Annotated in this window: 13 protein-coding genes and 1 pseudogene; 5 read left to right on the top strand and 9 right to left on the bottom strand. The window is 42.9% G+C overall.

Features of this window, described 5'->3' with window-relative positions:
* Positions 1-628: 628 nt before the first annotated feature.
* Both VB740_RS10520 and VB740_RS10515 read right to left on the bottom strand, forming a co-directional pair.
* On the bottom strand, positions 629-904 hold the full coding sequence (locus VB740_RS10520; RefSeq protein WP_323199967.1) for a LapA family protein: 276 nt from the start codon (positions 902-904) through the stop codon (positions 629-631).
* 81 nt (positions 905-985) lie between these two features.
* Positions 986-2,410, bottom strand: coding sequence for a phosphoglucomutase/phosphomannomutase family protein (locus tag VB740_RS10515; protein ID WP_323199966.1), 1,425 nt, complete (start codon positions 2,408-2,410; stop codon positions 986-988).
* Between the two features lie 146 nt (positions 2,411-2,556).
* Between VB740_RS10515 and VB740_RS10510 the strand changes: the two genes are divergently transcribed.
* Positions 2,557-3,417 (top strand): PD-(D/E)XK nuclease family protein, encoded by an 861-nt coding sequence (locus VB740_RS10510; protein ID WP_323199965.1) that lies wholly within the window; start codon positions 2,557-2,559, stop codon positions 3,415-3,417.
* Here VB740_RS10510 and VB740_RS10505 read toward each other — a convergent pair.
* Both VB740_RS10505 and VB740_RS10500 read right to left on the bottom strand, forming a co-directional pair.
* Positions 3,407-4,795: an ATP-binding protein gene (locus tag VB740_RS10505; protein WP_323199964.1), complete on the bottom strand. Its 1,389-nt coding sequence runs from the start codon at positions 4,793-4,795 to the stop codon at positions 3,407-3,409. The genes VB740_RS10510 and VB740_RS10505 overlap by 11 nt on opposite strands.
* Before the next feature lie 190 nt (positions 4,796-4,985).
* The gene (locus VB740_RS10500; RefSeq protein WP_323199963.1) at positions 4,986-6,653 is read right to left on the bottom strand and encodes a transglutaminase family protein; all 1,668 of its coding nucleotides are present in this window, start codon (positions 6,651-6,653) and stop codon (positions 4,986-4,988) included.
* A 478-nt stretch (positions 6,654-7,131) separates the two neighbouring features.
* On the opposite strand from VB740_RS10500, the gene VB740_RS10495 reads away from it, so the two are divergent.
* On the top strand, positions 7,132-9,990 hold the full coding sequence (locus VB740_RS10495; protein ID WP_323199968.1) for a cation-translocating P-type ATPase: 2,859 nt from the start codon (positions 7,132-7,134) through the stop codon (positions 9,988-9,990).
* 125 nt (positions 9,991-10,115) lie between these two features.
* Positions 10,116-11,279 carry a DNA replication/repair protein RecF gene (gene recF, locus VB740_RS10490; RefSeq protein WP_323199962.1) on the top strand — a complete coding sequence of 388 codons (1,164 nt, stop codon included), beginning with the start codon at positions 10,116-10,118 and terminating at the stop codon, positions 11,277-11,279.
* 25 nt (positions 11,280-11,304) lie between these two features.
* On the opposite strand, the gene VB740_RS10485 is transcribed toward recF, so the two are convergent.
* Entirely contained in the window at positions 11,305-11,754 is a 450-nt protein-coding gene (locus VB740_RS10485) for an MgtC/SapB family protein (RefSeq protein WP_323199961.1), read from the bottom strand.
* 583 nt (positions 11,755-12,337) lie between these two features.
* On the opposite strand from VB740_RS10485, the gene VB740_RS10480 reads away from it, so the two are divergent.
* Complete coding sequence (locus VB740_RS10480) at positions 12,338-14,707, top strand: putative PEP-binding protein (protein ID WP_323199960.1); 2,370 nt, start codon at positions 12,338-12,340, stop codon at positions 14,705-14,707.
* Between the two features lie 307 nt (positions 14,708-15,014).
* On the opposite strand, the gene VB740_RS10475 is transcribed toward VB740_RS10480, so the two are convergent.
* The 4 genes and pseudogenes from VB740_RS10475 to VB740_RS10460 all read right to left on the bottom strand — a co-directional run.
* On the bottom strand, positions 15,015-16,187 hold the full coding sequence (locus VB740_RS10475) for a hypothetical protein (RefSeq protein ID WP_323199959.1): 1,173 nt from the start codon (positions 16,185-16,187) through the stop codon (positions 15,015-15,017).
* Positions 16,188-16,416: 229 nt separating this feature from the next.
* Positions 16,417-17,073 carry a DUF1361 domain-containing protein gene (locus VB740_RS10470; RefSeq protein WP_323199958.1) on the bottom strand — a complete coding sequence of 219 codons (657 nt, stop codon included), beginning with the start codon at positions 17,071-17,073 and terminating at the stop codon, positions 16,417-16,419.
* Positions 17,074-17,991: 918 nt separating this feature from the next.
* Positions 17,992-19,059, bottom strand: coding sequence for a hypothetical protein (locus tag VB740_RS10465; RefSeq protein ID WP_323199957.1), 1,068 nt, complete (start codon positions 19,057-19,059; stop codon positions 17,992-17,994).
* Positions 19,060-19,109: 50 nt separating this feature from the next.
* A pseudogene (locus tag VB740_RS10460) lies at positions 19,110-20,180 on the bottom strand (iron uptake porin); the annotation flags it as partial.
* 264 nt (positions 20,181-20,444) lie between these two features.
* On the opposite strand from VB740_RS10460, the gene VB740_RS10455 reads away from it, so the two are divergent.
* Positions 20,445-20,693, top strand: a complete 249-nt coding sequence (locus VB740_RS10455; protein ID WP_323199955.1) for a hypothetical protein — start codon at positions 20,445-20,447, stop codon at positions 20,691-20,693.
* Positions 20,694-20,777: the final 84 nt, after the last annotated feature.

Below are 20,777 nucleotides of genomic sequence, written 5' to 3'. Positions count from 1 at the left end.
TCTGCCCGACGCTCGCGGACTCGCTAACGCTGCGCTATCTGCCTTTCTTGATAAACTATTGTTCTATATGTCCATGTTGCAGAATCAGCATAAACACTAACTCAATAGTGGAAAATACTGGCGACTTAACTCTATAACGCTTCTCGGTTGTGTGCAATCCACTCTGTAGGGGAAATTAGCTAGTCACAGAAATTGCTAAATCAGGATCTTTCACAATACTGATCGGGTTTTGGTGCATAGTCATTGGAAATCCCCCTTAAAAAGGGCTACGGTGTACACACAAGTCACCAGTTTTATCGCAATACCCTTGGGATAAGCCAGAAAGCCCTCATGTAGAGACGCGATTTATCGCGTCTAAAATACTGACACGTTAGGGAGACGCGATAAATCGCCGTCTCTACAAGGAATGGACTCGTCAATTATTCCTTGACAGACTACTATAACTTTTGATACCGACAAAAGGACTTTTTAAACATCCTCGTTAGATGATCCAGACCACGAATGGTCATTTTGATAAAAGTTTTTATGTAGTGTGAGGCTTACACGCACTCTGAGATAATAGCGATCGCCACTTCGCCACTATAATCATGCTGCATTGCGATATATTGCAATATGTTTTTTCCCAACCTCAAAAATCTTCATCATCAACAAAAAATTCCGCATCGTCTTCTAATCTAGAATTACCTTGTCCAATACCAGCAAGCCCCCACAGAGGTTGCAGCAGTGCCATGCCAATTAACCCGACAACGGCACTAAAAGCTAGCACTAAACCCATTGGTATCTGAATTGATTGAAATGTTAAGAATTTTAACGATACAGGTGTGGCATTTTGGACTGAAATAATTGCGATCGCCATTACCCAAATCGCTAAAACTAGAGATATCAAAAAAGGAGCGATTTTCATAGTTTGTTGAAGAAGAATTTTGATAAAAGTTAGGCGTTAATAATTCTTAACTTATAACTTCTAACTCCTAATTTTGATTGATTAAACTGCTACTGCCTCTAGTTTAGCAATGCCACTTTTTAACTCTTGGGCGATTCGAGTGAGTTTTTCGGGAGTGTTGGTTTCTAGGTAGACGCGCATCAGTGGTTCTGTACCGGAAGGACGCAGTAAAACCCAGCTACCTTCTTCTAAATAAAGCTTAATACCATCTTTACGCCCAATTTCCTTGACTTTAATTCCAGCTACCTCTGTAGGTGGATTTTTGGTAAAAGAGTCGATGACGGCGGTTTTGTGCGCCTCTGTAAGGTGCAAGTCTAGGCGGTTGTTGTAAAGTGGGCCATCAGCTTGGGCGATCGCTTCTTTGACAAGTTGGCTTAAGGGTTTGCCTTCGTATGCGATCGCTTCTGCCACCAGCATATTGGCTAATATCCCGTCTTTTTCAGGAATATGCCCAATAATACTCAAACCGCCTGATTCTTCTCCACCAATTAATACAGCAGTTTCCCGCATTTTTTCGCCGATGTATTTAAAACCTACTGGGGTTTCGTAAATTTTTAGCCCATTTTTAGCAGCGAAATTATCCAGCAGGTGGGTTGTTGCCACAGTACGGACGATAGCGCCTGTTTTACCTTTATTTTTGATTAAATGACCTGCTAGAACTAGCAGCACAGTATTTGGAGTCAGGACAGTTCCTTGTTCATCAACGATACCAAAGCGATCGCTATCTCCATCCGTCGCCAAGCCCAAATCAGCGCGATCGCGAACTACTGCTTCCACTAATTCAACTAATTGTTCTCCTTTGGGTTCTGGCATTCCACCCCCAAATAAAACATCCCGCCAATCGTGGAAACTTTCTAGCTGAACGCCACTATGTTGCAAAACTTCATCTAAATAACCGCGAGAGGTAGAATACAAAGCATCATACTTTACCTTTAAATTAGCGCTTTTAATCCGTTCTATATCAAGTAGGGTATAGATAAATTGTAGGTAATTCGGTTTCGGGTCGAAAATTGAAATTGAACCTGATGGGTTTCTTCCAGGCAACTCATCCGATGCACTTTCTATATTTGCCACAATAGTATCAGTAATCTCTGGAGTGGCAGGCCCAGCATAATCGGGTATATATTTAATTCCACAGTAGGGTGCTGGATTATGACTAGCAGTAAACATTAACGCCCCAGCAGAATTTAAGTGACGGGCGTTGTAGGCAATTACTGGTGTAGGGCAATCCCGATCAGTAATTTTTACAGTCCAACCCAAGTCTGCCAAGACTTGGGCCGCAGTTTGGGCAAACTGGTCAGCTAAAAAGCGAGTATCGTAGGCAATAAGTACTGGTCTATCTTTTGTGTAGGCTGTTTTTAAATAAGTGGCTATTGCTCTTGTTACTTTTCGTACATTAGGGAAAGTAAAGTCATCAGCAATAATCCCTCGCCATCCATCGGTACCAAATTTTATTTTGCTGGACATTTTTGCCACTTGCTCCCGTACATTATCAGTACTATAAAAGCTTCCCGCAAAGCGAGTGTAGCAGCAAGTATCCTTGGAAGTTCTTTTCTAAGCAAGCCTTAGTTTAAACTTCTCTTCACCGTATTTTCTCTCACTGTTTCTGAGCAATGTCAACCCCCGATCGACCTTTTGCCAGTTATCACCTTTGGTCTCTAGTTGCCCCAGCGACCGGGCAAGAACGCTGGCATTGCCAGATGAGACGGGGGTTTATCAAGGCACGGCAACACGAACCACAAGTCAAAGCGCTATTAACGCAAGCCACTGCACCCCAGCGAATTGGCATACTCGCCCAAAAAGGCATTTATGAATTTCATCATCATAGGCATCTGTTGAAACAAGCAGATGGTGTAGAAAGAGTTGCACAGCTACTTAAATTAGGCAACTCAAGCGATCAAGTCCAGCAACGCGTGCTGCAAATTTTGCAAAAATATCACGATGCGCCGTTGCTTTTGGATAAAGATATTATCCAATTAACTCCGGGTGATGAAGGCTTTCCCAAACCGATAGTAGTTGAACAAGAAGATTATTGCTTTCGCTTATACGCGGCTATGGACTGCGTTTTCATTGAGAGCGATCGCACAATACATATTTTAGATTTCAAAACAGGTAAGTCGGCTTTTGACCGACGACAGGCATTAGTTTATTTGGTAGCTGCTCGTTATCTTTACCCTGGACGGGAAGCGGTTGCATCATTTTATAATTTAGAAATATGTAAAAAATCTGACTTAATTAGTATCAATAATAGTGAATTAGAATCGTTAAAGTTTGAGTTAGCTAATGTTGCCCACAAGCACCAGCACGATTTGCAAAAATATCAGGAAGAAACTAGTAACTTCAGTAAAATTTTTCCTCCCAATCCTGGCTCTCACTGCCGTTTTTGTCCATTTAACTCCATCTGCGATTTTGCTAATTTTAAGCAGACTCAATCATATCCACTGCCAAGTTTAAGAGTTAATATCAGACGTTAGAAATTTGACGGTGTTGAATGAGGGGAATGCGAATGATAAACTCAGTACCAACTCCTGGTTGCGAAATGCATTCTAAAGAGCCGCCATGTCTTTCTGTGATAATTTGGTGACTAATAGCCAGCCCCATACCCGTACCTTGTCCAACGGGCTTGGTCGTAAAAAAGGGATCAAATAGTTGCTTTTTAGCATCTTCTGGTATTCCGAGTCCGTTGTCAGCAATGCCAATTGTGACTTGATTTGGTGTTAGTAATTTGGTGCGAATATAAATTCGAGGATTATCCGTTTTTAGTCGTTTTTTTGTTGACCAACGAGATATAACCAATGAATCTTCTAAAGCATCGATCGCATTCACTAAAATATTCATAAATACTTGGTTTAACTGCCCAGGATAACATTCAACCAAGGGGAGGTTGCCATATTCTTTGATCACCTCAATTTTCGGGCGCTGGTCAGTAGCCTTGAGGCGGCTTTGGATAATCATCATCGTACTATCAATTCCCTCATGGATATCAACCCGTTTCATTCCAGCTTCATCTACGCGTGAAAAAGTCCGCAGGGAAAGCACAATTTCTCGAATCCGCTCTGCTCCCATCATCATCGATTGGAATAATTTGGGTAAGTCTGACCTTAAGAAGTCTAGTTCAATTAGATTTGTAAACTCGTGAATTGCCTTGACTGGTTGGGGATAATGTCTTTGGTAGAGTTCTAACAGTGAAAATAAATTTTTGGTGTATTCATCAGCTGGGCTAATATTGCCGTAAATAAAGCTAACTGGGTTGTTGATTTCATGTGCCACACCTGCAACTAGTTGACCCAAACTGGACATTTTTTCGCTTTGAATTAACTGAGTTTGGGTATTTTGTAGTTTGGATAATGCTGTTTCTAGTTCTTGTGTTTGCTGTCGGAGGTCTGCTTCCGCTTGTTTAAGCACAGCATTACTACGGCGTAGGGCAGCTTCTACCTGCTTTTGCTCTGTTAAATCACGAATAATTCCAACTAAGAAATGATTACCTAAATCATCCTTGAACAAATATTTTTTGGTCAGAATACAGTGTGTTGCGCCATCGGCATCTGTAAATAATTCCTCGTTTTCATGAGTTATCCCTGTAGTGAAAACCAGTTCATCTTTTTCCCAAAACACATCAGCTTCCGCTTTGGAAAAAACATCATAGTCAGACTTACCAATTAATTCTTCTCGGCTATGCCCAATGAAATTACAAAAGGCATCGTTAAGTAGTATCCACTGATGTTGGTCGTTTTTGAGAAAAATTGGGTCAGATATACCGTTGATCATCCGCAGCAGAAAAGCCAGCGAGAAATTTTGCTGCTGCGTATATTGTTTGTCAGAGGAGCCATTGAGAAATTTGCAATCATTCATACCTTTAGTCTGAATCTAAAATGTTGTCTTCATGGTTGATGAATAGGAAAAACCACTAAATCAACATAGCCTAAAAAGCAGATAAAAGCCTCAGCGATCATATCGCTGAGGCTCTAGAAGACTGGCTCAATAATCCTGAGAAACAGGAGCTAATTAAAAAGCATAATTTGGGTAAATAAATCGAAGAAATTCAAAAGGTTGGTAATTCTTTAAGAATTGTGAACCGGATATGATTTATCGCCAAATCGCCAATGGGGATATCTTCTTTGGTTAGCCGTTCTCCTTGACTTGTCACGGTTTCAAAGGTGATACCTTTACCAATTTCAATGTGATACCAGCATAAGCCCATAAAAAAGCGCGTGGGATAAGGGCCACCTTCACCCACATCATCAGGATTTGATTCCATTGGCAACCAGCCAAAATTCGGGACGTAGAACTCCAGCCAAACATGATTAAAGTCTGGTTGTAGCGGTACTCCTATTAAGTCACTATGTGGAGGACATTTGTACCTACCCACAGTGCGGCAGGGGATACCATTCAAACGGCATAAGGCAAGTAAAACGCCGACATATTCGCCACAGGAACCAACACCCCGTTCTAAAACTACATCTGGCGTGTCAATGTAAGGTTTAATACCGTAAGACAACTCATCATAGACGTAGTTGCGGATGCTGTACATTTTCCGCAGTACATTGGTTTCAGAACCAATTGCTTCTCTAGCAGCACGGCGAACAATGGGAGTATCCATTGCTAAATCGTCGTCATCCACTAGGTAGCGTGTTTGCAATTCTGAAGACAGTTCTGGAACGTCTTCTACATCTCTGGGTGTAATCCGATACTTAATTCCTCGAACTTCCAAAAGTGCTTTCCAGCCAAATATATGCCGTTCTCCTGGGGTAAGAGAATCAAATTTAAAGACTGCTACACGTTGCCCATCTATTACTTCTTCTGTAAAGGGTATACCAATTGCTTCAACGTGTTTCACCTTTTGACGCTCAGTTTCCGATGGTAAGGCGATGCGCCATTCGACATCGGGTAAATAAACCTCGTCTAAGGGGGCAATTTCCTCTGCATAGGACATCTCAATCAGATAGCCATTAGAGAGGGCGTAGCGCTTATCTGGTTGGTAATGATAATACAGGGGGTGAATGAAAGTGCGATCGCGGAATGTTAGCTCATGACTCGGATCGGCATTGGGATTATCCCGGATATAAGGCTCCTCTGAGGCATAAGCGACGTAAATACTTTCTTCGCCTGTTTCGCCATTTTTATGGATTGCAATACCTGTGGGGCATTCAAAGGTTGTCAGGACACTAAATTGCAGTTCTCCTGTAGCCCTATCCATCGCGTAAACTGATTGTTCGGTGCGATCGCAAATCCACAGTATTTCCTGGTTGACTGCTAAATTCTCTATCCCAACGCCTGGGGCATAAAACCTGGTAATCTCTTTTCGCGTTTCGCGGTCATAAACCAGAATGTAGCCCAGCCTTTGGCAGCTGACATAAACTGTTGTTTCCCAAACAGCAACGCCGTCAGCCGGATAAGGCAATGTCACAAAATGTTCCAGACCCAAAGCATTGATATTGCACAAGTAAACACTATTTTCTCGGCTCACCCACAGAGTATCTTCCCATACCGCTATACCAGTGACATCGGTAAATTCTTTAACTTGATGGGGATTGAGAATTTTGCTGTTGTCAGAGGTGGGATCAATCTCCAGTAGATGCCCTTTAATACTGTCAATTGCAATTAGTCTATCTTTAATAAAAGTAATGCCACACAGGGTAGCAGCAGTCAACGGTCGAATTGTTTTTTGCCCAAACATCTGGCTTGCGGTCGTGGGGAGTGCAAAACTCATATTAAGCATATTTATTGAATGGTTTAGCAAGCTTGGGCAATTCAAAATTAAAAATTCTGCTGGAAAAGTTTGCTAAATCAGGAAACCCTCCTGGCACGCCAGTTCGCTTGAAGGCGAAATACACAAATGGCTGGCTCAACTTTGGGCAAAATTCAAAATTAAGAAATCCAATCGTGCCATGCATCCTGGCTCTTGACTAGATGTAAATGAAAGCAATGGCAGCCTAAAATTAATTGTGGCATACGCTTTGCAACAAAGCTTCAAAGCTCTATTACTCATAATTATCGGTACAATGTGTTCCAAAAAACTCTTTCGTGAGAGATAATACTATCTCAAAAAAGTATAAATTTACAAATGTTAAGAAATACAGATACACTCATACAACTGGGCGATCGCGTTAATGTAACTTTAGAAGATGGAATTCCTGCCATCACTAAATTATGATCGAATTTTGTAACTATTTCCTGTGACTTACACGATGTCTGCTAATTCTCTGCCTGAAGGTGCCGCCGTTTGGCATAGTTTAGAAGTTGATAAAGCGTTAGACCTGCTCGATAGTAACGCAGACAGTGGCTTAACACCCCAAGAAATTCAACAGAGGTTGCAAAAGTACGGCTCCAACGAACTGGAAGAAACTGCTGGCCGTAGTACTTGGGAAATTCTGCTGGATCAGTTCAAGAACATTATGTTGTTGATGCTGATTGGCGTGGCTCTGATTTCTGGGATTTTAGACCTGATAGCTTTGCGATCGGGCAGCTTGAAGCCTGGTGAAGTGCCATTTAAAGATACGATCGCTATCTTAGCAATTGTCATCCTCAATGGCATACTCGGCTACGTCCAAGAAAGCCGTGCCGAAAAAGCCTTGGCAGCCTTGAAAAAAATGACCTCTCCCTTGGTGCGAGTCATCCGCGCCGCTAGACTGGTGGAGATAGCAGCCAAGGAATTAGTTCCAGGAGATGTAATGCTGCTGGAAGCTGGGATGCAGATAGCCGCAGATGGACGCTTAATAGAACAGTCGAATTTACAAGTGCGTGAATCGGCACTGACAGGTGAAGCCCAATCTGTGAATAAACAGGCAACGCTAAAATTACCCGAAGAAACAGATTTAGGCGATCGCATCAATTTAGTATTTCAAGGAACCGAAGTAATCCAAGGACGGGCAAAGGTTCTGGTAACTAACACCGGTATGACAACAGAATTAGGCAAAATTGCCACTATGTTGCAGTCGGTGGAAAGTGAACCTACACCCTTACAGCAACGGATGACTCAACTGGGTAACGTCCTGGTTACGGGTTCTCTGATTCTCGTGGCGATTGTTGTCGTCGGTGGCGTTATCCAGGCAAGAGGTTTTAGCAACATCCAAGAACTCTTGGAAGTTTCCTTGAGTATGGCGGTTGCTGTAGTGCCTGAAGGTTTACCAGCTGTCATTACCGTCACTTTGGCATTGGGAACCCAGCGAATGGTGCGCCAGAATGCCTTGATTCGCAAATTGCCCGCAGTGGAAACATTGGGTTCTGTAACTACCATTTGTTCTGATAAAACCGGTACGCTGACTCAAAATAAAATGGTGGTGCAATCGGTTTCCACTAACAACAAAAATTTTCGTGTCACTGGAGAAGGTTATACCCCAATAGGAGACTTTCAGTTAAATGGTCAACAAATTTCCCTAGAGGAGTCTCCAGAAATCTCAGCGTTGGCAGTCGCCTGTGCTGTTTGTAATGATTCAGTGTTGCAAAAAGAGCAAGGTGAATGGGCAATTTTGGGTGATCCTACAGAAGGGGCGTTAGTCACTTTGGCAGGAAAAGCTGGAATCGAAAAAGACCAGTGGAACAGTAAGTTACCTCGTGTTGCCGAGTTTCCCTTCTCTTCAGAACGGAAGCGGATGAGCGTGATTTCTCAGGTGGAAGGAGTCGCCACAGGTGATGCATCTTCGAGAGACGTTGACCCAGCGATCGCTAATTTCCTCCAATCTGAACCTTACTTAATGTTTACCAAAGGTTCTCCAGAGTTAACCTTGGCCCGTTCCACTCAGATTCATTTGGGCAATCACTCAGCCCCCTTAACCGAAGAACAACGCCAGAAAATTTTGACAGAAAATGACCTTATGGCGAGTAAAGGTTTACGGGTACTGGGTTTTGCCTACAAACCCTTGGTAGAAATCCCACCGGAAGGTTCAGATGAGACATCCGAGCAAGGCTTAGTATGGCTGGGATTGGTGGGAATGCTGGATGCACCACGCCCAGAAGTGAGGGCAGCAGTTCAAGAGTGTCGGGATGCAGGTATTCGCCCAGTGATGATTACGGGCGACCACCAATTAACAGCACGAGCGATCGCTACCGATTTGGGAATTGCCCAAGAAGGCGATCGTGTTCTCACAGGTCAAGAGTTGCAGCGGATGAGTGACCAGGAATTAGAGCAAAATGTTGACTTGGTGAGCATCTATGCCAGAGTTTCCCCAGAACACAAACTGCGAATTGTCCAAGCACTGCAACGCCGGGGCAGATTTGTGGCCATGACGGGTGATGGCGTTAACGATGCCCCAGCCCTCAAACAAGCCGACATCGGTATTGCAATGGGCATTACTGGCACTGATGTCAGTAAAGAAGCCAGTGACATGGTGTTACTTGATGACAACTTTGCCACCATTGTCAGCGCCACCAAAGAAGGTAGAGTTGTTTACACCAATATCCGCCGCTTTATCAAATACATCTTGGGCAGTAACATTGGCGAAGTCCTGACAATTGCGGCTGCACCCCTAATTGGTTTGGGAGGCGTTCCCCTTACTCCCTTACAAATTTTGTGGATGAACTTGGTGACAGACGGTTTACCAGCCTTGGCATTAGCTGTGGAACCTCCAGAACCGGATGTGATGCAACGTCCGCCTTTTAGTCCCCGCGAAAGTATTTTCGCCAGGGGATTAGGTTCTTACATGATTCGCATTGGGATAATATTTGCCATTATCACCATTGCCTTGATGTGGTGGGCTTATCAACATACCCATGCCCCTGAGTACCAGGGAAATCCTGATACTTGGAAAACGATGGTATTTACTACCTTGTGTATTGCCCAAATGGGTCATGCGATCGCCATTCGCTCTAATAACCGACTGACCATCGAGATGAATCCCTTCTCCAATATCTTTGTACTAGCGGCTGTTGTCGTCACCACGATTTTGCAGCTGATGTTAGTTTACGTCCCACCCCTGCGAGATTTCTTTGGTACTCACTACCTGACTCTAGAGGAATTGGGAGTTTGTATTGGCTTCAGTGCTTTAATGTTTGTCTGGATTGAAGGGGAGAAGATATTTTTGCGGATTATGGGCAAGAAGGCCGTGTAAATGGGGGATGAGGAAGATGAGGGGGATAAGGGCGATAAGGGGGAATAATTGCTTGCTTCCTCATCTTCCCTGTTTCCCCCATTCCCTAATCCCCACTCCCTACTCCCCACTCCCTACTCCCCAATATGTACCTCAAAACTCTAAACCTCCGACAATTTCGCAATTATCAAGACCAAAACGTTGAGTTTAATGCTGCCAAAACAATTTTGGTAGGTAACAACGCTCAGGGAAAGTCGAATTTGTTGGAGGCGGTAGAGTTGCTGGCGACATTGCGATCGCACCGGATGGGACGCGATCGCGATTTAGTTCAAGAAGGAGAAGATATAGCCCAAATTAATGCCACCCTTGAGCGACAAACAGGCGTTAGTGACCTTAGTTTAACCCTGCGCCGCAATGGTCGCCGTAGTGTTGCTCTCAATGGTGAATTTATCCGCCGTCAAATGGATTTTCTCGGTGTTCTCAATGCAGTCCAATTTTCCAGCCTGGATTTAGACCTAGTACGTGGTGGCCCGGAAGGCCGCCGCAACTGGTTAGATACCCTCTTAATTCAACTTGAACCAGTTTATGCTCACATTTTGCAGCAGTATAACCATGTGTTACGCCAGCGCAATGCTTTTTTAAAAAAAACTCAAGACTCAGCACCCAGTAATCAGCCACGCCAGTCACTTCAACTGAGTGAAAATACCCACAGTGCAGACTCCTCAGAATTGGCTGTGTGGGATGCACAGTTAGCTACCACAGGAACCAGGGTAATTAGACGACGCGATCGCGCTATACAAAGATTAGCTCCTATTGCTAGTGCTTGGCACGCCAGTATTAGCGGTAGTACAGAAGTTCTGCAAATCAATTACGTGCCGAATGTTCCTTTAGAGGATAGCCATCCAGAAGAAGTGCAGCAGGCTTTTCTAGCAAAAATTCAGCAGCGAGCCGTTGCTGAAATACACCAAGGCACTACCCTTGTCGGCCCGCATCGAGACGAAATAGAATTAACTATTAACCAGACACCCGCTCGTCAATACGGTTCTCAAGGTCAACAACGAACCCTGGTTCTAGCCTTAAAATTAGCCGAATTACAATTAATTGAAGAAGTCGTCAAAGAGCCACCATTGCTATTACTTGATGATGTTCTTGCCGAACTCGATTTATCCCGCCAAAACCAATTGCTTGATGCGATTCAAGACCGCTTTCAGACCCTAATTACCACCACTCACTTGGGTTCTTTTGATTCGCAATGGTTGAAATCCTCCCAAATTCTTTTTGTGAAAGCAGGAGAAATAATCCGACAGTGATTATCAATTATGAATTATTTTGACGTTATTCTAACCTTTTAAAAACGTTGAGAACTATAAGAGTCAGCACAGAACTGATTAATCCTAACTGCCATAAACCACAGCCAGCAGCAATTCCCAATGCAGCCGAAACCCAAATAGCTGCTGCTGATGTGAGTCCATGAATTTCAAGTCGCTGTGATTCTTGGGGAGATTGGCGCACAATTTCTCCGGCACCGAGAAACCCTACACCAGTTGCAATTCCCTGAATCACACGGCTCAGTGCATCAGGACTATCTTCCAGTCCTCCTGTTTGCATAATTGTCAAAATAAACATGGCTGAACCGAAACTCACCAGCATGTGAGTTCTTAAACCGGCTGGTTTGTTCCTAATTTCGCGGTCTAAGCCGATTATTGCTCCAATAAACAATGCAATGCATAGCCGGAAGCTTATGTTCAGCCAATCATTAGTTGCAAGGTAGTAAGTGTTTGACAATGTTTAGTTTGCTATAGAGTGTTCTATATACTAGGTTAACTGGTAATATTACTGGTAATATTAATGGAGTCTAATCCAATGGGTGTAGTGCAATAGCCTATCTCATCTCTGAATTCTATCAATTCAGGAATGCTTTTTAAGTTACTTAATTAATAACTTCCATTATTAGGATTGTTTTCCACAAATATATTCTTTTGGTCAACAAATTGAGATTTGCATTGTGAAATTATGGCAATGTTCATAATTTGGGCAAACTACATCAAATAGTTTTAGGCTATTTAAAATAACTAATGCTATGAAATCCTACCTTAAATTGCTAGATTTAACCCATACACTTAATAATTAAATATGATACAGCGGATTGCGCTCTAATCGAATACACGTAGAGACGTAGCACTGCTACGTTTCTACAAGGTTTTGGGTTTTATGTATGTACTTCATTTACCTGAAATGTGCTGTATCGCCATGTACAATCTCGATCAAGAACTAAACTCCCGGTTTTAGGGAAGGGAGGCAAATGAAGGCAAAAATTTGATTTCCATAGCTGTGGCTACAAATAGACAACTGACAACTAACAAATTGAGTGGATAAACTCTACTGGCTAGACCAAATTAAACTACAAGACCGCGCCAAAGTAGGTGACAAAGCGTTTTTCTTAAGCAAAATTATCCAGCGTGGCTATCCGGTGGTGCCTGGTTTTGTCGTTTCAGCAGAAACTTTACAACAATTTCTCGAAAATCTCAACAGTTCAGAGTCATTAGCGGCTGACTTACCCCACTCTTCATTACACTTGGATGTCACTAATTGGCGTCAACTTCAGCAGGTGGCTAGTCGTTTGCGCCAAGAAATGTTGGCTGCAACTGTGCCACAGCAGTGGGTGAGTACAATTTTCCAGGCAGCTAGAGAATGGCAAACTGGCTGTTTGATTCTTCGACCTACCTTGGGAGTATCAACTGCTACTCCAGGGATGAAGAATATATCGGGTTTGCTGGAGTCGGTATTTTGCGAGTGCGAACCCGAAGCGATCGCTTTTGCCCTAAAGCGTACCTGGAGCCAGATATTTCGGGCCAGAAGTCTACTATATTGGCAGCAAGCAGGAATTAACTTGCAACAAATCAATCTAGCAGTTTTGGTGCAACCTGTTGAAAATGCGATCGCGAGTGGGTTGCTCACAGCCAACTCCTCTGGATGGGAAATTGAAGCTACTTGGGGATTAGGAATTGCGATCGCTCTTGGCGAAGTCCAGCCAGATGTTTACTACATTCAACAAGAAACTGGGGCTGTGCTTGAGCAACAGTTGGGCAATAAAATGCTTGCTTATCGTGTGGATGATGCAGTACCCGAAGCTTTTTCGCAAGCCATGCCCAAGTCAGCGCTAACACCAGATCACACTTGTCTAAGTACCTATTTAATTCAGGAAGCCCAACAAAAACAGTACGCTTTACAAGAAGAATACTTACAACAAATAATTGCTCTGGGAACTCAACTGGTAAATGAACTAGGTCAAACCTTTGCCATTAAATGGACTATCGCCGGACAAACTTCATCTGACAAGCTCTACATCACGCAAGTTAGTTCTTCCCAATCTGTAATTAACCACAGACACTTTGTTAGGGGGCTAGGGGCGGCAGGAGGACGTGTTGTGGCAAATGCCCTAGTAATTAGTAATCCGCAACATAAACCTGAACAGCTACCCAAGGGAGTGATTTTAGTAATACCAGCGATCGCACCTGATTGGTTGCCGTTACTGCAACAAGTTAGCGGTATTATTACTGAACAAGGCGGATTAACCAGCCACGCTGCAATTCTTGCCAGAGAATTAGGTATCGCAGCAGTAGTGAACGCAACATCTGCTACAAGCTTAATCCAAACTGGCGAACGACTACTGCTCGATGGCGACAGAGGAGAGGTTTATCGAATTAAAGGGAACTCCAAGGAGGAGATAGAAAGAGGTAAGGAGGAGCAAAGTGGGAAACTGGGAGGAGAAAAGTTGCTTTCCTCGAATCATCACAATCTCAAAGCAACTCATCCTCCTCTTAGTTCTCATCTACCTATGATTGCTACCCAACTGCTGGTTAACTTGAGCCAGTCCAGTTTAATAGAACAAGTGCAAAGCTTCCCTGTGGATGGGGTGGGATTGTTGCGCTCAGAATTGATGGTACTAAATATATTGGACGGGCAACATCCTAATAGTTGGATTTTAGGCGGGCGGCAAGCAGAATTGTTAGAGCGCTGGTCTGAGCAGATTATGCAGTTTGCCCGTGCCTTTGCACCAAGACCAGTTTTTTACCGTTCTTTAGATTGGCCGCAGGATTTACCATCATTGAGTGATAGTTTAAAATCTTCACCACAGTCGATGTTGGGTGAACGTGGCACTTTCAGCTATTTACGAAATCCCGCAGTATTTGAGTTGGAACTGCAAGCTTTAGCGAATGTCCAGCAAGCTGGTTACAGCAATGTAAATCTACTGTTGCCTTTTGTGCGGACTGTAGAAGAATTTATCTTTTGCCGTCGTAAAGTTGAGCAAGCTCTTTTAACCGAAGTGTCGCAGTTTCAATTGTGGATGATGGCAGAAGTACCAAGCGTCCTGTTTTTACTACCAGAATATGTTAAAGCAGGTGCAGCCGGAATTTCTATTGGTACAAACGATTTAACCCAATTATTGCTCGGAGTGGATCGAGAGCAAGGACAGCTAGGAAAAGTATTTAATGAACGTCATCCGGCAGTGATGAGTGCGATCGCTCAACTGATCCAAATGGCTAAAAGTGCCGGTATACCTTGTTCAATCTGCGGTCAAGCACCAGCTCTCTATCCAGAAATCATCGATAAATTAGTGGAATGGGGGATAACTTCCATTTCTGTTGAACCGGAAGCAGTAGAGCGAACATATCAGGCGATCGCTCGTGCTGAACAACGTCTGATTCTAGCAGCTGCACGACGTGAATTAAAGTAATCCTATTAAATATAGGAGTCCGATTTGATTTATGAAAAAATCTAAGTATCTGTAGTATCTGTAGGGTGTGTTATGGCGTAGCCTAACGCACCTAAATCGTTAACTGGTGCGTTACTACGTGTATTTCAGAAATCAAATATGAGTCCTATAGAATCAGTTTCGCACAAAAACTACTGTGTAAACAGGGCTATTTCGTTCTAGACATAAACCGCCCAGAACTGAAGTTCCGCGGCTCATAGCCCAACTCCACTAAAGTGGACTAAAAGCCTTACGACGGGCTACGCCTACGCGTGCAAAACCGAAATTGTTAATATCGGTAAATCGCCGCAACGGCTGTGCTATATGGAATCTCTTCAAAGGGAACAGCGTAAACCGTACCACCGTTTAATAAAGTATGAGCAGCAACAAAATCCAACAAATCTTCATCACCCGCTTCTTTTTCTGGATGTACATAAACCGTTTCTGAGGTTGGGTCGAATAAACCCCACTGTTGCTGACCAACTGCAACTAGTAATGAATCCACTCGTTGGTAATAAGCCGCTGAGACAACTTCTTCGAGGTTGTTAGATGCCTTACCAGTATCACCACCAAATAATTCGTGAAATTGTTCCAAAACTGCTTGCTGTGAGTTTTGGAAATCAGCCTCGACAATCGGCCAAGCTTGGTCATGTAACTCTTGGGCGCTGAGTATTTCTGGATTACCCGTGATAGCTTCATCCATTAAATGCTGGTAAGTATTCGCCTGTCTATACAAGGGCAAGAGATACTCTACCCCAGCCAGCACCAAAGGCGCTTTTTGCAATTTCAGTTTCTCGTGTAATGCGTGATCAACAATTTGAAAGAATTGGAGGATGTCTTCTTGGTGTTTATCCCTGTCAGGGCTTCCCTGTCCATGAAACGTACCCGGTTGCGAAAAAGCATTAGCAGTTCCCCCTCTTGATGTTGCGATGCGAAACTGACCTTCTTTAGCAGTCTCGTCTTTTTGCAAAGCTTCATCTAGACTTTTAGGGAGATTTTCTACTTCTACCTCTTTGACGGTGTAGCGTGTTCCTTCAAAGAACCTGACATCTTGTTGGCTCAAAGCCAGTATATAAAAACGACCATTGCCATTTAAAATTGGCAGCAGTGGCTTGATGTGAAATCGGTCTGTAACCACGACCAACTCTTGAAACTCAATTGGCAGGGGATAATAGCGAAAAATATTGTCAGAAATAAAAATCGCTAGACCTTGCTCTCCGATTTGCTCCCAAAACTCTTGGGTATCAATTTGATGAGATTTTTCTAACAATGCGATCGCATCTTCCTGTTCCAAACCCGCATCTATTAAACGAGTCTCTGCTTCCCTAACCAAATTTTTAAAGCGAATTGGGTTTTGTCGTACTTCTGGCCCGGCTGGGTGCGTTGGCATATAAATTGAAACACAATTTCCTTTTGGCTGTTCTATTAATGTTTTTATTTCCTCTCTAGAGATTAATTGCATATTATATTTCTCCTATCAACGTGACTAGATAGATCACACCAGACCATCGATATTCAATGATCTGATAGGACGCTATTCTCAGATAGTGGCGGTTGAAGTTCAACCGTTTGCTTCTGAATCTATTTCACCTCAAGGAGAGTTTAGTTGCATCTTTCTTTTGATAGGCAATATTGATCAAAGGTATTATTAATTAAAACACCAAATTTAAAATCTTAAATTGCCACGAACATCAAATGTTTGGTGTATTCGAGTTAGTGCGTCCTGAATTTATACCTACTTTACTATTTGGTTGACTAAGACCTAAAGTTACTCGTTTCATAATCCAGTACAAACCTGCAAGTACCACAAAGGTGATAGCAATAATTACTAAGGGTTGTTTTCCAAGAATTTCTTCTACCCCTTTAGTAAGTAAGGCATCGGGTTGAGTAATCAAATCCCAACTGTTGAAACGCAAAAACCGCCCCCAATAGACACCAATAGCACACAGAAAATGGGTAATTAACTCAACGCGCCAAATCCATTGGCTCTTGCCGATGCGATGTAAGTAGTAACCCCAATTAATTAAAGAGATTACATAAGCTTCAAATCCACCAAGAATTACTACCACATACACAGGAATGAGTACCAAAGTAATCATCCAAACCGATTGAATTTTGCGGATATCGTCTATTAGGTGAATTACATCAGTCAATAAATACGGTGCATTTGGTAAGAAAGCATAGAAAACTAAGAATCCTAGCCACCAAAGCCAAGTGCCGCCGCGCCTCATGCGAAATAGCCAGACACTCAAGACCAAAGGTATAAAAGCCAGAAATAAATTCCAAGTCATCCACCTCATATTAATTTGCAAGACCTGCACAACTCTGGCTATCAATTCTTCTTTCATAGGTGCTTACTCGGAAGATGTTTGATTGATCTAGATTCACTCTGTAGTGTTAGTCTGACTGATAAATTATTTATAATCCCCAAGAAAACTGATTTTGTCCAATCTCAGACAAAATTTTTGTCTCATTTAAAATAAATGCTCACTGCATATATGTCTGAAATTTAGAGTTTTTATATATTTTAGACAAGGGAATGAAATTTATCAATCAATCGGCTTAAGGCACTAGTACCGCAAGGCGGAAGTCAAAAGTTAAGACTGAGCGGAGTCGTTCGCGTAGCGTCTCGCAGAGAAGTGTCAAAAGTATTATGGAATAAGCTCTTTAGGGATTTTAAATGGTTGCTCTATTTACGCCGTAGCGTACTAGTATAGCCAGAAAATCATTAGGATAAAATCTAGCACAGAAAGGAAGTATCAACAGCAAAAAGGCTACTGAATAGCTTCCGGTGGAATTTCCTAACTGGAATGTTGCTCCTGCCGTGACTATTATATATTTATATATATAGATTTCATTCTGCCCTGCTAGAGTTCCAGAAAGACTCTAAAGCTTTTGCCAACAGTGTAAAGTATTTGGCTATCTCTTGAGAACTAACTCACGTTAAATAGTTCCTAACACCCCACTCCCAACCTTTGCCTGTTAGCAGGGCTACGCTGTACACAGGTATTCTAGAGTTGCTCCACAGGCTTTTGATTCCCCCAACCCCCCAATAGACATCTGGTGAAAATGAATGTAGAGACGTTGCATTGCTCTACAAGGGTTTCAGGTAACGCATAATTAATTTCTGGAGATGTCTAATGGCATTGCAGAATATTGGGATGAATTGGGGGAAGCAGGGGAGAGAATTTTGGAAGTTGCTAAATTATTCCGCAAATATGTAACGCCCCCCGATAAATTGGGGAGCAAAGATGCTTATCAGATAACTAACGTAGTAGCACTCGACTACGGGGGCCGATCGCTTGTTTAGGTGAAGCGGGGATTGTGCAACTCTTGCTAGAATCCTGTGAACAAGCAGCTTGAGTGAGGGTTGCAGGATTAACAACTACTTGATTTAACTCTAAGGAATTACCGCTACTGAATTCCATATTAGGTGTAGTAGAAAGTGATGGGGAATTAAACCCAGATGTGTTTGTTATGGGTGTCGAGGAAGCGATCGCACTACCACCATCAACTACAGGTGCAACAGTCAGTGTGCTACCACCATCAACGATTGGCGTAATAGTCAGTGTGTTACCACCATCAACGATTGGTGCAACAGTTAGTGTGCTACCGCTATCAACTACAGGTGTAGGAGTGATGAGAGTTGCAGTTGCAGGTACTTTGATTGTTAATCTCGCTAGAGGGGAGTTAGTCATTTCCAAAGATGTTACCTTTGGCGAACCTGGGAGATCGGACTTGAAATCAAAGACTGTGGGGGTTGCACCACCATTGGAATCGCTATATCGCACTCCATATCCACTCACTTCAAAAGTTCCCTGATACTGGTTTCCAGTGTTTGGATCGGTGACAGTACCAGTGTATAAGGCTTTTGTGAGATTAAATTCATCCTGAACTACTCCTTGAAATGTAGTTCCTGCCAATTTTCCCTGGTATGCATAGGGTGTCAATTCACCATCAGAGAGAATCGGCGAAGTCAGAACGCCATTAAAGGAGACAATCGGAATGCCTTTAAAGTCAACATAGTAATGTAGACTTCCATCAGAGCGTGTTCTAACTTGTACATAGTCTGACTTGTATACAGGAATGTAATTAGGATTATTGTTAGTTCCTAAATTCCGCGAGTAAGTCCCCGTGTCGTCTGTATCAACACGAGTAGTGCTTTGATTGAAATTGGGATTAATGCTGGGAAGTTGGATAGTGCCTGATAATGTGCCTGTGCTTTGAATTGTGATTTGAGCGAAAGCACTTGTTGCACCTAAACCAATGAAGACTGCGGCTAAACTGCTGCTAAGAACAATACAACCCAACTTAGTTGATGAATGTAATTTCATGAAAAATTTGCTCCTTTTATCACATATAAAAAAAATACGCACGGGTTTTCCTTGCTCCTATTGGTAGATAGCAACGATGCATTAGAACCCAAGTTGCCCGCAGACAGCCCTGTTAACAGTAAATCTCGCCCTGTAAATGAAGTTGCTAAGGTTAGTTGGGCGCTACTTGTGAAAGTCAGATTAGTTTTTCCCTGACGTTCAGGTACTCCATCTCTAGGGAATAAATCCACATCGGGGCTATTGGTTCCCTGAACACTAAAAATGGCTTGGCCAAATAATCTGGTAGTTGTGGAAAACTGATTGCTTTGTAATTCACTAGTCCGGTTTTCCACAGCCTCGACACTCTGCTGTAATTGCTGCAACTCTGCTTTGAATTCGCCTTGCAACCTTTGCAGCAAGATTAAATCTTCATTATTAACAGGATTAATTTTATTATTAGCGTAGGCGTAGCCCGCACTTCTCTGCGAGACGCTGCGCGTAGCTTGCTTCCACGTTCGCGTAGCGTCCCGTAGGGAAGTGGTACGGCTGCGCTCAGTGACCACCGCAGGCATCGCTTCGTTAATCTTCTCTAAACAAGCATTTAAACCAGCGGCAAATTCATAACGGCTGATACTGCGGTTGCCCAAATAAGTTACGTCAGGGTATCCCGCAATGCAGCCATAGCGTTCTACCAAAGACTGCAAAGCATCAAAAGCCCAGTCGGAGGGTTGCACGTCTTCAAGTTGCGACACCGAGGTGACTTGAGACATTTGGTTGTCTGAGTCTGGGGGATGGGGAGATAGTGAGAATTCTTCTGTGTTTTCCTGGTTCTGTGCAACTTCTGTTACAGGTTGAGTATTTTTTAATTCAACCGAGTTAGGAGAACTTATTAATTGAATTTTTTCTCTACTTTTTTTAAGTATATTTTCGTACTTATTCTTTATCGCTGATGAGGTGGTTATATCTGGTTGTACGAATTCAGGTGGTGTAATTTCAGCAGGTGAGGCAATTTCAGATAAACTTTCCTGTATTGACTGCTGCACCGGCTTATCTGATGGTATTACAGGCTGTTCTGGTAAAGTGAGCGGAGAGATTGGCGCTGTTGTTAGCACACTCGCCATCAGTAGTCTAATATCACTCATGGTATTTCATTTGACTTGCACCAATATTTCTTTTGACAGATAAACTTGGTGCATATCAGGAAATTTTTGCCGAATTTAGTGATAAAAGTTACTGGTGTGCTGAGAAGCGCTCTAACGGCTACCACCGGGGTTAACAATGTATAATGAATTCTCGCGCCTCGCGCTACCTCCCAATCAAAGCGCCAATTATCTGTCGTTGCCGAAATAGCAACCTATGTTGTTGTAGTTAATCGGTAACACTACCTGTCAAGGCAAAGGTATTTTATGGATGAGCCAAAGTTTCATTCAGTAGACCCTGAATCTCTGAAAAATATTTCTGTTGAGCAGATTCAAGCCAAACACAATCCTGTAATCAAGAACGCTGACTATAGCATTCCTGTCCCAACAGAAAATCAAACTATTCCCCATCGTGATGATACAGAACACTACTACATACAAGTAATTAAGGGATGGAATCCTATTGTTAAGCCACAACTGGATGCACCCTATCGAGGTCGGATTGGCGGATGTTAATTGATGCTTGAAAATATTTGCATAGGCAAGCAATAGGCAATAGGCAATAGGCAATAGGCAATAGGCAATAGGCAATAGGCAATA

Source organism: Nostoc sp. UHCC 0251 (genome assembly GCF_034932245.1).
GTDB lineage: Bacteria > Cyanobacteriota > Cyanobacteriia > Cyanobacteriales > Nostocaceae > Nostoc.
Note: the sequence above shows the minus strand (reverse complement) of the source record. Positions and strands in the feature narration are given on the sequence as shown.